Below are 12428 nucleotides of genomic sequence, written 5' to 3'. Positions count from 1 at the left end.
CGGCCGCCGCGGGAAGGGCGGGACCGGGGCTACTCCGAGGGCTGGGGCAGGTCGGGGCACTCGACGGTCGGGTTGACGCCGAAGTAGTTCAGCGGTCCCGCCCCGATCGTCGTGAGGGTGCTGCCGATCGTCGCGCAGTTGGCCTCGTCTGTGCTGAAGTAGCCGCGCTGGATGGCCGCGAACAGGCCGATGAGCAGCCAGACGACCACGACGGTGCCGATGACGATTCTGCTGCGCACTACTGCCTCCTGGGGGTGAAGGGTGGATGGGGGGTACGGCTCTGTGCCGATGTCGCAGACGGCCTACCCCTCTGGCGGGCGATGTCACCACTTTCGTGCCGTCCCGCCGCATACCGCCGACGCGGGACATCACCGTTGATCTTGTAGCTATCGCAAATGGAAATCGATTTCCTTCACGATAGCTACAAGCTGTGTGGGGCCTCCCTCTGGTCGGCCGTACCGGAGGAACAAAACGAGGGTGAACCGGCCCGCTCCAGACCCACTTCAGGGAATGTCACGGAACGATAACGGGATGTCGTGGGCGTCTCGCGATGGAGTGCGTTTGCCCAGCTCAGAGGATCTAGCTCCGCTGTTTTGGGAATAGATCAACGGGGTTGAGCCAGGTTCCGCTCAGGCCCGCTTGGCGTGGGACTGGCTGATCTCCACCCAGTCGTCCAGCACGCGGGCCGCGGCTCCGCTGGTCAGTGCGTTCTCGGTGATCTCCAGGGCCGCGCCCAGCGTCTCGGCGGGGCCCGCCGTGCCGAAGCCGGGCGTGGTGGCGGCCACCGCAGCCGACGCGTTGAGCAGGACCGCGTCGCGCACGGCGCCCTCGGCAGCGGGGCCGCCCGAGACCAGCTCCCGGACCACGCGGGCGTTGTACTCGACGTCGCCGCCGCGCAGCGCGCCCGGCTCCGCGCGCTCGATCCCCAGATCGGCGGGGTCGAAGCGCTCGTGGGACACCTCGCCGCCGTGCACCGTCCAGATGCGGGACGTGCCGGTCGTGGTGAGCTCGTCCAGGCCGTCGTCGCCGCGGAAGACCATGGCCGAGGTCCCGCGCCGGGCGAACACGCCGGCGATGGTCTCGCACATGTCCTCGTCGAAGACGCCCACGGCCGCGGCGCCCGGCCGCGCCGGGTTGGTCAGCGGGCCCAGGAAGTTGAACACGGTGGGCACGCCCAGTTCCTTGCGCGTCTTGGACGCGTGGCGCAGCGAGGGGTGGAACAGCGGGGCGAAGCAGAAGGTGATGCCCGCTTCCTCGGCCACCCGCGCGGTGTGCTCGGGCGCCAGGTCGATGACCACGCCCAGCCGCTCCAGCACGTCGGCGGTACCGCAGGACGACGACGCGGCGCGGTTGCCGTGCTTGACGACCTTGGCTCCGGCCGCGGCGGCCACGATCGCCGCCATGGTGGAGATGTTGACGGTGTGGGCCCGGTCGCCGCCGGTGCCGACGACGTCGACCGTGCTGCCGGGAACCGCGATCCGGACAGCGTGCCGGAACATCCCCTCGGCCAGGCCGGTGACCTCGGCGACCTCGGCCCCCTTGGCGCGCAGCGCCACGGCGAAGCCGGCGATCTGCACGTCGGTGGCCGAGCCGGACATGATCTCGTTCATGGCCCAGCCGGTGTCCTCGGCGGAGAGCGGCCGACCCTCCAGCAGCGCGGTGATCAGCTCGGACCAGGTGCGTTCAGTGGTGCTCACGTGGGTGCTCCTCGGGGGATCGTCCGGGGACGAGTCGTCGGCGGTCGGACTGAGCGAAGTGGCTCAGCCGCGCCATCGAGCGGTGTCGGCCCCGTGGCGGCCCCCGCCCCCGGCGAAGCGCGCCTGCGCGCCGCGCATGACGCGGCCGGCGCTCGCCCCCGTGCGGGGCGCGGCGAGGGCCGCGACCAGCGGTCGCGGGCCCGCCGCGGCGGCGCGGCCGCGCTGCCGGGACCGGCCGCCACCGCTCGCACCTGCGCTGTGCAGCATCGGCAACGTCTCTCGCTCGGGTGGGTCCGTCATGCCCGCCGCGGCGGCACCGCGCGGGCGGACTCGCATGCACACCGCGGGCGCGCGGCCGGCGGTGCACCGCGGCGCCGCCGTTGGGCGGCGCCGCTTCCTGCGTCGGAGACTACCCGAGGGCGGCGGTCTTGGCCGCCTGCTCGCGCATCAGCTCCGCCAGCGCCTCGGCCAGCGCGACGGGATCGATCGGGTGGCTGACGACTTTGTCGGCGCGCGACCATGCGGCCAGCCATCCGTCGTCGCGGCGCCCGATGATCAGCAGCACAGGCGGGCACCGGTAGATCTCGTCCTTGACCTGGCGGCAGACGCCCATACCGCCGGCCGGAGCGGTCTCGCCGTCGAAGACCGCGACGTCGATGCCGCCGTCCTCCAGGCGTGCCAGAACGCCGGGCGCGGTCGCGCACTCGACGAACTCGACCTTGGGGACGTCGGCGGCCGGCCGGCGCCCCACCGCCGTACGCACCTGCTCGCGGGTACCGGGCTTGTCGCTGTAGAGGAGCACGCGCATGCGCGCGGAGGGCTCCCCGGAAGCGGGGCCGTTGGTCGCCATGGTCAACCGTCACCATCCCTGTACGTCACGGCCGGCGCCGGTGCCTTCGGGAGGCGCCCCGGGCGTCCGGGCACGGGCCCGGCGGCCGTCGAGTTGAGACCTTCGCCACCTCAGCATGCCACCGAGGGCGCACGCCTGGCCATCCGGCGCCCCCCGGCGCGGTCGGGGCGCGGTCCGGGCGGTGCGGAACTCCCCCCCGGCCCGGACACGCCGGAAGGTGCGGCGGATCCCGTGACTGGCGGCGCCGCGCGCGCTATTCTCTCTACGGCGCCCCGCTCCGGTCCGCGGGTGCCCGCCCGACGATCACGAGCCGATACCGTTGCCACGGCAGATCGGGCGCCTTTCGGGGGGTCGTGCAACAACCTTCGCGGGATGCCGTAATAATGCTCCCGTGGCGACAGCAACCGCGAATCAACCAACAGGACCGACACCGTTGCACGGTGCGGCAAAGCGACCTGACCTGGTGAGCGTTGGCACCATCGTGTGGCTTGCCAACGAGCTCATGTTCTTCGCAGCGCTGTTCGCGATGTACTACACCATCCGATCGGTGACCCTGGGCGACCCCGAGCTGGGCGAATGGCCCGCTGCCGAACTCAGCGTGGGCTACGCCCTGGTCAACACCATCATTCTGGTGGCCTCCAGCTTCACCGCCCAGGCAGGCGTCTGGGCCGCCGAGCGCGGTGATGTCCGGAAGCTCCGTCTGTGGTTCTTCATCTCGTTCCTCATGGGCCTGGTCTTCGTGCTCGGCCAGGGCTACGAGTACTACGAGCTCATCGCGCACGAGGGCCTGACTCTGCAGTCCAGCGCCTACGGCTCGATGTTCTACCTCACCACGGGGTTCCACGGTCTCCACGTCATCGGTGGTCTGATCGCGTTCCTGATCATGCTGGGACGCACGTACGCCGCGAAGCGCTTCACTCACCAGCAGGCGACCAGCGCCATCGTCGTGTCCTACTACTGGCACTTCGTCGACGTGGTCTGGGTCGCTTTGTTCGCAACCATCTACCTCCTTCAGTGACCCGAAACGGGGAAACCGTGAAATGGATTACCGCGCGGCGACGGCATCCCCTTGCGGGATACGCCGTCGTCATACTCGCGCTCACCCTCTTCGGAGTGGGCTATGCCGTCTTCGCCCCCAGCGCGGAGCGGGCCGAGGCGCAGACTCTGGCGGCCGAGGCCGCTGCGGCTGAGCAGCAGCCGACCGCCGAGGACGTGGCTCAGGGCCGCGAGATCTACACCAAGACCTGCGCCAGCTGCCACGGCAGCGACGGCAAGGGCGGCGAGGGCTACTCCGGCCCCGACATCACCGGCGAAGGCGCCGCGGCAGTGGACTTCCAGGTCAGCACCGGCCGCATGCCCTCCATGAACCCGAACGCGCAGATGCCCCGCAAGCCGTCGGCGCTCACCGAGGAGGAGCTCGCCGACCTGCTCGCGTTCTACAACGCCGAGCTCGGCGAGGAGGGCGCACCCGGCGTTCCCACCGGCGTCCCCGACGCCCCGCCCGAGCAGGCCGACTTCGAGAGCCACGCCGCCTACGAGGAGGCGGCCGAGGAGTGGGAAGCCGGCTACGAGGAGTACATCGAGGGCGCCGACGACACCGAAGCCGGCATGCAGCTCTATCTGGCCAACTGCGCGCACTGCCACAGCTGGTCGGGCGAGGGCGGCGCGCTGACCGGCGGCCGGTGGGCGCCCGAGATCGGAGAAGCGACGCCCCGTCAGATCTACGAGGCCATGATCTCCGGTCCCGGCGCGATGCCCGTGTTCAACGACGGGACCGTCACCCCGGACGAGAAGCAGGACCTGATCGCCTATGTGAAGGACCTCCAAGCCGAGCCGAACGCCGGAGGCATCTTCGACCTCAACCGTGTGGGCCAGGTCGCCGAGGGCTTCATCGGCTGGACCGTCGGTCTCAGCCTGATCGTGGCATGCGCGATCTGGATCACCGCGAAGCAGCGAGCCCATGACTGAGAACAACCGCAACCACCAGACCGACCCGGGCGCCGAGGGCCCCGACCGGGTCATCGGCACGCCCACCTCCGCCGAGGAGGACCGGGTGATCTCCGGCACGACCGATGAGGAGGCGGGCCACGAGGGGGCCTACCCCGCGGCGGAGACCCACACCCGCCCCGAGGAGGTGCAGCGCAAGGGCGAGCGCACCGCCTCGATGTGGTTCACCCTGGCGTTCCTGGGCGGCGTGGGCTTCCTGGTGTCCTACTTCCTGTTCCCGCCCGACGCCCAAGGAGAGCCGTCCATCGCCAACCCGCTGGTGGGCCAGTGGGCGAACATGCTGATGGGCGGCACGCTCACGCTGTCCCTGTTCGGCATCGGTGCGGGCATGACGGTGTGGGCACGCCGGGTCATGCCGCACTACGAGGTGGCCAACGACTACGACGAGCTGCCGTCGGCGCCCGAGGAGAAGAGCTCCTTCAGCGACTTCTTCATGCGCAGCGCCGACGAGAGCGGGTTCACCAAGCGCCCCCTGATGCGCCGCACCCTCCTGCTCGCCATGGCCCCGCTGGGGCTGGCGCCCATCGTGCTGCTGCGCGACACCGGCCCGCTGCCCGGAAACGTCCTCAAGCACACGCTGTGGGAGCGGGGCATGCACATGGTCGTCGAAGGCGCCGACCGCGAGGGCGAGGAGGGCTGGATCCGCGCGGACGACCTCCGCGCAGGCGGCATGATCAGCGCCCTGCCCTACGTGGAGCCCGACCCCGAGCACCCGCACGGGCTGAGCCTCAACGACCAGGCCAAGACGGTCATCCTGCTGATCCGCATGGACGAGTCCGACTTCAGCGACGACATGACGCGGGAGCAGCGCAACTGGACCCACGACGGGATCGTGGCCTACTCCAAGATCTGCACGCACGTCGGATGCCCCGCGGCGCTCTACGAGAGCGGCTCGCACCGGATCCTTTGCCCGTGCCACCAGTCGACCTTCGACGCCTCCAACGGCGCGAAGGTCGTATTCGGACCGGCCCATCGGCCGCTTCCGATGCTGCCCATTACAGTGGACGAAGAAGGCTACCTGGTGGCCGACGGCGACTTCTCCGAGCCGGTCGGGCCGACCTTCTGGGACGCGCAGAGGGGGAACTAGCCGATGAGTCGTACAACACAGGCGCCCAAGGCGCTGCGCGGCGCCGGCAACTACATCGACGACCGGTTCCACCTCGCCAAGACCGGCAAGAAGCAGCTGGGCAAGGTCTTTCCGAACCACTGGTCGTTCATGCTCGGCGAGATCGCCCTGTACTCGTTCATCATCCTGCTCGTCACAGGCGTCTTCCTGACGCTGTGGTTCAAGCCGAGCATGGCCGAGATCGTCTATGACGGCTCCTACGAGCGCCTGAACGGCGTGACGATGAGCGAGGCCTACGCCTCCACGCTCTATATCAACTTCGACGTGCGCGGCGGCATGCTGATCCGCCAGATCCACCACTGGGCCGCGCTGATCTTCGTCGCGGCGATGCTGATCCACATGCTGCGGGTGTTCTTCACCGGCGCGTTCCGCAAGCCGCGTGAGATCAACTGGCTGATCGGTGTGGCGATCTTCGCCCTGGCCATGATCGAGGGGCTGTTCGGGTACTCGCTGCCCGACGATCTGCCCTCCGGCATGGGCGTGCGCATCCTGCAGGGCGTGATGATGGCTCTGCCGATCGTGGGGCCCTACGTGTCGATGTTCCTCTTCGGCGGCCAGTTCCCCGGCGAGGACATCATCCCGCGGTTGTACATGCTGCACATCCTGCTGATCCCGGGCATCCTCCTGGCTCTGATCGGTGCGCACGTGCTCATCCTGTGGCACCAGAAGCACACCCAGTACCCCGGCAAGGGGCGCTCGGAGAAACAGGTCGTGGGCACGCCGATGCTGCCGGCGTTCGCGGTCAAGGCGGGTGGATTCTTCTTCTTCGTCTTCGCCGTCACGGCCGGACTCAGCGCGTTCGTGCAGGTCAACCCGATCCACCTGTTCGGGCCCTTCACGCCGACCTCCATCACCTCCGGGCTGCAGCCCGACTGGTACATGGGCTTCATGGAGGGGTCGCTGCGGATCTTCCCGAACTGGTTCGACCTCAACATCGCCGGTTATGCGATTCCCACCGCGGTTCTGGTGCCGGGCCTGGTGATTCCGGGGCTGGTGTTCGGCGCGATGGCGCTGTGGCCGTTCGTCGAGCAGTGGATCAGCGGCGACCGGCGCCACCACAACGTGGCCGACCGCCCGCGCAACGCTCCGGTCCGCACCGGCATGGGCGTCGCCGGGATCACCTTCTACGGCCTGCTGTGGCTGGCGGGGTCCAACGACATCCTGTCGGAGACCTTCTCCATCAGCCTCTACGCGACCACCTGGTTCTTCCGAATCACGGTCATCGCGGGGCCGTTCATCGGCTTCATTATCGCCAAGCGCGTGTGCCTGGGCCTCCAGCGCCGCGACCGGGATCAGCTGGAGCACGGCTACGAGAGCGGCACCATCCAGCAACTGCCCAGCGGTGAGTTCATCGAGGTGCACAAGGAGTCCTCCGATGAGACCGTGCGGGTCCTGGAGAGCAAGGAACCCGTCTCGCGGATCGATGTGCAGGCCCTCGACGAGAACGGCGTGGAGTCGCCGTCCTCGCGCGGGATGATGGGCCGGCTGCGGCAGCGGCTCGCGGAGTGGTACACCCGCGACAACGTCTCCTTCGATGGCGTGCGCCCGCACACGGGGCACCACCTGCACCACGGTGCCCACGAGGAGGCCGAGGACGAGGAGTCGCACGAGGAGGCCCGCGAGGAGGCCACCCCCTCGCCCACCTCCTAGCCGCCCCTTCCCGGCCGCCTGAGGGCGGCCTGCAGGGACGCAGAACGGCCCGGCACCCCCGCGGGGGTGCCGGGCCGTTCTGCGTCCTCGGGCGGTGGGCTCGGCCTTGCGGAGGCACCGACCCCGTTGATCTATTCCCAAAACAGCGGAGCTAGCACCTCTGAGCTGGGCAAACGCACTCCATCGCGAGGCGCCCACGAAATCCCGTTATCGTTCCGTGACATTCCCTGAAGTGGGTCTGGAGCGGGCCGGTTCACCCTCGTTTTGTTCCTCCGGTACGGCCGACCAGAGGGAGGCCCCACACAGCTTGTAGCTATCGTGAAGGAAAGCGATTTCCCTATACGATAGCTACAAGATCGGCGGTGATGCGCACGGCCGGTCAGGCGCCCGTCAGGCGTCCTCGCCGTGCACCCCGCCCGGCGTCCCTTCGCCGTCGGTGGTGTCGGGCTCGCCGGTGGGGCTGTTGGCCAGCCAGTCGTCCCAGGAGCGCTGCCAGTAACCCCATCCGTTGTCGACCTCGAGCTCGCGGTCGGTGCCGTTGATGATCAGGGGGTCGCCCATCAGCGACTGCTCGTAGAACCACTTGGCGTCGGCGTCGCTCATGTTGGTGCAGCCGTGGCTCTCGTTGGACTCGCCGAGCTGCCCGTTCCACGGAGCGGCGTGGGTGAACTCGCCGCTGTTGGAGAAGCGGACCGCGTAGTCCACGTCGAGCTTGTAGCCCTCGGGGCTGTCGACCGGGATGCCCGTCGTCGACGAGTCCATGACCAGTTCGTCGTACTTCTCCATGGTGAGGTGGACGCCGCTGGTGGTCGTGTACTTGCGGACGTCGCCGCGGCCGTTGCTGACCGGGAACGTCTTGATGGACTCGCCGTCGCGCTCGACGGTCATGGTGTGCTGGGAGTCCTCGATCGTGCTGATCTGCTCGCGGCCCACCTCGAAGTTGAGCTGGTGGTTCTCGATGCCGTAGACGCCGTCGGAGGCCGCGACCCCGGCCAGGCGCAGGTCGACGGTGACCTTCTGATGGGGCTCCCAGTACTCCTGCGGGCGGAAGACCGCGGTCGTGTCGCCGAACCAGTTCCAGGCGCCCTCGACCGGGGTCTCGGAGGTGACCTCCATGGAGTTCTCAACCTGTGTCTTGTTCTCGACGGGCAGGTCGAAGTTGACGATCACCGGCATGCCCACGCCCACGGTCTGACCGCTGGTGGGGAAGTTCGACTGCAGCTCCAGGCGCTTGCCCTCGACCGCCTCCAAGGTGCGGAACTCGCTGACGACCTCGGCCTGCTCGCCGTCGCTGTTCTCGGCAGTGGCGGTCACGGTGACGTCGGAGCCGGGAGTAAGGTTCCGGTCGCTGACCCAGGTGGACTCGTCCTCGCTGAAGGACCCGGTGACCTCGCCGAGTCCGGAGTCGCCGCTCGCCGAAGGGCTCGCGCTCTCCCCCGCCGCGGCGTCGGCGGCACCGCCGGTCTGCTCGATCCGGACGTCGGTGACCTTGCCGTCGGCGGCCTCGACGGTCACCGGGAGGTCGGGCTCGACCTCGCCTGCGCCGTCCTTGGGCGAGATCCGCACGTCGACGGCGGGGCCGGTCTCGCCCCCGCCCGCGCCGGTCGGCGATCCGGAGCCGCCGGTGCAGGCCGTCGCCAGGACGACGGCCAACCCGGCCAGTCCGGCTCCAGTGCCGCGTACAGCCGTTTGGAGTGATCTGCCCTTCACCCTGCGACCTCCAGTCTCGAAGGCGGCCTTTGGTCGGCACTGCCCCCACAGGGCTGATGCCAAACAGTGCCGAGAAGTTCCGCTTTTCCACGGGGACAGGCGGCCGCGGGGGTGTGATACCGGCAACGCACCGGCGGGGACGCCGGCCGCCGGCCGCCGGCCGCCGGGGGGTGGCAGGAGTCGCGGGTGCCCGGCCCGCAGGGACCGGCCGCTAGTGGCTGAACTCGCCGCGGTAGTACTCGAACACCCAGCCGATGACGGTGAGGATGACGGCGAGTACGCCGATGAACACCATCCACCAGCCGATGGTCACGCCGATGGCCATGAAGGCCACCGACATCGCCACGAACAGCGGCCACCAGCTGTGCGGGCTGAAGAACCCGTACTCGCCGGAGTTCTCCGGGATGTCGCCGTCGAGGCGCTCCTCGGGTGCCAGGCCGTGGTACCGCTCGCTGCGCCGCGCCGACTGCCACAGCCAGAAGCCGATCATCCAACCGAAGAAGATCGACACGACGAGCGCGACGGTGCCGGTCCACTCGATCGAGCCGTGGGCCACCCAGGACCAGTACGCGTACATGGCGGCGACCAGGCCGAAGAAGGTCGAGACGCCCATAAACAGGTAGGCCTGCATCTTCATGGTGAGCTCGCTCCCCTACTTCGCGGTTGCGGGTTCGGGCGCCGCACCGGGCGCGGCGGCGTGCGGGTGGTGCAGGTCGAACGCCGGGCGCTCGGAGCGGATGCGCGGCAGCGACGTGAAGTTGTGCCGCGGCGGCGGGCAGGAGGTGGCCCACTCGAGCGAGCAGCCGTACTCCCAGGGGTCGTCGACCTCGACCTTGACGGCGTTGCGGTGGGTGACCCACACGTTCCAGAAGAACACCAGCGTGGAGGCGCCCAGCACGAACGAGCTGACCGAGGAGACGATGTTGAGACCGGTGAACCCGTCCGAGGGCAGGTAGTCGGCGTAGCGGCGGGGAAAGCCCTCGGCGCCCAGCCAGTGCTGCACCAGGAAGGTCCCGTGGAACCCGAAGAACAGCAGCCAGAAGTGGATCTTGCCCAGGGGCTCGTTGAGCATCTTCCCGGTGAACTTGGGCCACCAGAAGTAGAAGCCCGCGAACATCGCGAACACCACGGTGCCGAAGACGACGTAGTGGAAGTGGGCCACCACGAAGTAGGAGTCGGTGACGTGGAAGTCGATGGGCGGCGAGGCCAGCAGAACGCCGGTGAGACCGCCGAACAGGAACGTCACCAGGAAGCCGACGGTGAAGAGCATCGGCGTCGCGAAGACCAGCTGGCCGCGCCACATCGTGCCGATCCAGTTGAAGAACTTCACGCCGGTGGGCACCGCGATGAGGAACGACATGAACGAGAAGAACGGCAGCAGCACCGCGCCGGTGGGGAACATGTGGTGGGCCCACACCGTCACCGACAGGCCGGTGATGGCGATGGTGGCCGCCACCAGGCTCTTGTAGCCGAAGATCGGCTTGCGGCTGAACACCGCGAGCACCTCGGTCGCGATGCCGAAGAACGGCAGCGCGATGATGTAGACCTCCGGATGGCCGAAGAACCAGAACAGGTGCTGCCAGAGGATCGCTCCGCCGTGCTCCGCCTCGTAGACGTGGGTCCCGACCATGCGGTCGGCACCCAGCGCCACCAGCGCGGCCGTCAGGACCGGGAAGGCGATCAGCACGAGCACGCTGGTCAGCAAGCCGTTCCAGGTGAAGATCGGCATGCGGAACATCGTCATACCGGGGGCGCGCATGCACAGCCCGGTGGTGATGAAGTTGACGGCGCTGAGGATAGTGCCCAGACCGCTGACGGCCAGGCCCATGATCCACAGGTCGCCGCCGAGTCCGGGTGAGCGCACCGCGTCCGACAGCGGCGTGTAGGCGAACCAGCCGAAGCTGGCGGCGCCGCCCGGGGTGAGGAAGCCGCCGACGGCGATCAGGCTGCCGAACAGGAAGAGGTAGTACCCGAACAGGTTCATGCGCGGGAACGCCACGTCCGGAGCGCCGATCTGCAGCGGCATGATGACGTTGGTGAACCCCACGAACAGCGGGGTCGCGAACATCAGCAGCATGATCGTGCCGTGCATGGTGAACAGCTGGTTGAAGCCCTCGTGGGTGACCACCTGCATGCCCGGCCACAGCAGCTCGGCGCGCATCAGCAGCGCCAGGATGCCGCCGAAGAGGAAGAATCCGAACGACGTGATCAGGTACATGTACCCGATGATCTTGTGGTCGGTCGAGGTCATCCAGCTGACCAGGATCGACCCCTTGCGCGTGGTCGCGGGCGCTGCCGCCTCGGGGGTCTGCGTCACGGTCGCCATCAGCGGCCTGCCTCCTCGCCGGCCGCGACGGGCGCGTTCGCCTCGTCGGCCGGGGTCTCCTCGTCGGCCGGGGTGTCCTCTTCGGCGACCTCCTCCTCGGGGCCCTCGCCCTCGGGGCCGGGGAGATCGATCCCGGTTCCGGGGTCCTCCGCGCCCGACTCCAGCTGCTCGGCCGTCTCCTGCTGCTCCTCTTGGGCCTTGGCCTCCTGCTTCTCGACCCAGGCGTCGTAGTCCTCGGGCTCCATCACCTTGAGGGTGAAGAGCATCCGGGAGTGGTCGACGCCGCAGAGCTCGGCGCAGCGGCCGGCGTAGGTTCCGGCGGTGCCTTCCTTGACCTTGACCTGGAACTCGTTGTCCTGGTGCGGGATGACGTCCATCTTGAACGTGAAGGCCGGGATCCAGAAGGAGTGGATGACGTCGGGCGAGGTGAGGTCGAAGTGGACCACGTCGCCCTCGCGCAGGACCAGGGTGGGCTTGTTCTCGGGGGTGCCGGCGACGGAGAAGCGCGTCTGCGGCTCGCTGCCCTGCTCCTCGGCCTCGGCCTTGGACTGGTCCTGGTAGTTGAACTGCCAGCTCCACTGGAAGGCGACGACCTCGACGTCGGTGTCGGCCTCCTCCTCGGTGGAGAGCAGCGCTGTCTGATCGCGCGCGGTGAAGTAGAAGAGCACCGCGATGATCACGATCGGCAGGACGGTGTAGAGGGCCTCGATGGGCATGTTGTAGCGCACCTGCGGCGGGAGCTGCTCGGAGCGCTTGCGGTGGAAGATGACCGACCAGACGATCAAACCCCACACGAGAATGCCGACCGCGAACGCCGCCACCCATGAACCCTGCCAGAGCGTGAGGACGCGCTGGCCCTGTTCGGTGATCGGCTCCGGCACACCCAAACGAGTGAACTCGTTCGACGCGCAGCCGGTCGCAGCCAGGCCCAGCGCGGCAAGCGCGGCGCCACGCGGTGCCCATCGGCGCAGCGCGGGGCGCCGATTCCTATGGCGGGTCGGACTCACGGATTGCCTTCCCAGCGGTGATGCCCGCGGACGTTGCGCGGGCGGTCGTATTCCA

At 68.7% G+C, this 12428-nt stretch carries 11 protein-coding genes; 4 read left to right on the top strand and 7 right to left on the bottom strand.

What is annotated here, in order from left to right; translation table 11 throughout:
- Positions 1-29 precede the first annotated feature (29 nt).
- The 3 genes from RM446_RS02895 to RM446_RS02885 all read right to left on the bottom strand — a co-directional run bounded on the left by RM446_RS02895 (position 30) and on the right by RM446_RS02885 (position 2547).
- Positions 30-239, bottom strand: coding sequence for a hypothetical protein (locus RM446_RS02895; protein ID WP_311543481.1), 210 nt, complete (start codon positions 237-239; stop codon positions 30-32).
- 390 nt (positions 240-629) lie between these two features.
- A complete protein-coding gene (trpD, locus tag RM446_RS02890) occupies positions 630-1697 on the bottom strand; it encodes an anthranilate phosphoribosyltransferase (RefSeq protein ID WP_311543480.1) in 1068 nt (355 codons plus the stop codon).
- Positions 1698-2106: 409 nt separating this feature from the next.
- A complete protein-coding gene (locus tag RM446_RS02885) occupies positions 2107-2547 on the bottom strand; it encodes a hypothetical protein (RefSeq protein ID WP_311543479.1) in 441 nt (146 codons plus the stop codon).
- 391 nt (positions 2548-2938) lie between these two features.
- On the opposite strand from RM446_RS02885, the gene ctaE reads away from it, so the two are divergent.
- From ctaE to qcrB, 4 genes are read left to right on the top strand one after another with little or no spacing between them, the layout of a single operon-like run.
- Entirely contained in the window at positions 2939-3565 is a 627-nt protein-coding gene (gene ctaE / locus RM446_RS02880) for an aa3-type cytochrome oxidase subunit III (RefSeq protein WP_449657169.1), read from the top strand.
- A 17-nt stretch (positions 3566-3582) separates the two neighbouring features.
- Positions 3583-4515, top strand: a complete 933-nt coding sequence (gene qcrC, locus RM446_RS02875) for a cytochrome bc1 complex diheme cytochrome c subunit (protein ID WP_311543478.1) — start codon at positions 3583-3585, stop codon at positions 4513-4515.
- Positions 4508-5641 carry a cytochrome bc1 complex Rieske iron-sulfur subunit gene (gene qcrA / locus RM446_RS02870; RefSeq protein WP_311543477.1) on the top strand — a complete coding sequence of 378 codons (1134 nt, stop codon included), beginning with the start codon at positions 4508-4510 and terminating at the stop codon, positions 5639-5641. The genes qcrC and qcrA overlap by 8 nt, the downstream gene beginning before the upstream one ends.
- Before the next feature lie 3 nt (positions 5642-5644).
- Positions 5645-7330, top strand: a complete 1686-nt coding sequence (qcrB, locus tag RM446_RS02865) for a cytochrome bc1 complex cytochrome b subunit (RefSeq protein ID WP_311543476.1) — start codon at positions 5645-5647, stop codon at positions 7328-7330.
- Between the two features lie 390 nt (positions 7331-7720).
- On the opposite strand, the gene RM446_RS02860 is transcribed toward qcrB, so the two are convergent.
- The 4 genes from RM446_RS02860 to ctaC all read right to left on the bottom strand — a co-directional run bounded on the left by RM446_RS02860 (position 7721) and on the right by ctaC (position 12373).
- Complete coding sequence (locus tag RM446_RS02860) at positions 7721-9040, bottom strand: L,D-transpeptidase (protein WP_311543475.1); 1320 nt, start codon at positions 9038-9040, stop codon at positions 7721-7723.
- 211 nt (positions 9041-9251) lie between these two features.
- Positions 9252-9677: a cytochrome c oxidase subunit 4 gene (locus RM446_RS02855; RefSeq protein ID WP_311543474.1), complete on the bottom strand. Its 426-nt coding sequence runs from the start codon at positions 9675-9677 to the stop codon at positions 9252-9254.
- 15 nt (positions 9678-9692) lie between these two features.
- Positions 9693-11366: an aa3-type cytochrome oxidase subunit I gene (ctaD, locus tag RM446_RS02850; protein ID WP_311543473.1), complete on the bottom strand. Its 1674-nt coding sequence runs from the start codon at positions 11364-11366 to the stop codon at positions 9693-9695.
- Positions 11366-12373 carry an aa3-type cytochrome oxidase subunit II gene (ctaC, locus tag RM446_RS02845; protein WP_449657168.1) on the bottom strand — a complete coding sequence of 336 codons (1008 nt, stop codon included), beginning with the start codon at positions 12371-12373 and terminating at the stop codon, positions 11366-11368. The genes ctaD and ctaC overlap by 1 nt, the downstream gene beginning before the upstream one ends.
- Positions 12374-12428 lie beyond the last annotated feature (55 nt).

This window comes from Streptomonospora wellingtoniae (assembly GCF_031845375.1).
GTDB lineage: Bacteria > Actinomycetota > Actinomycetes > Streptosporangiales > Streptosporangiaceae > Streptomonospora > Streptomonospora wellingtoniae.
Note: the sequence above shows the minus strand (reverse complement) of the source record. Positions and strands in the feature narration are given on the sequence as shown.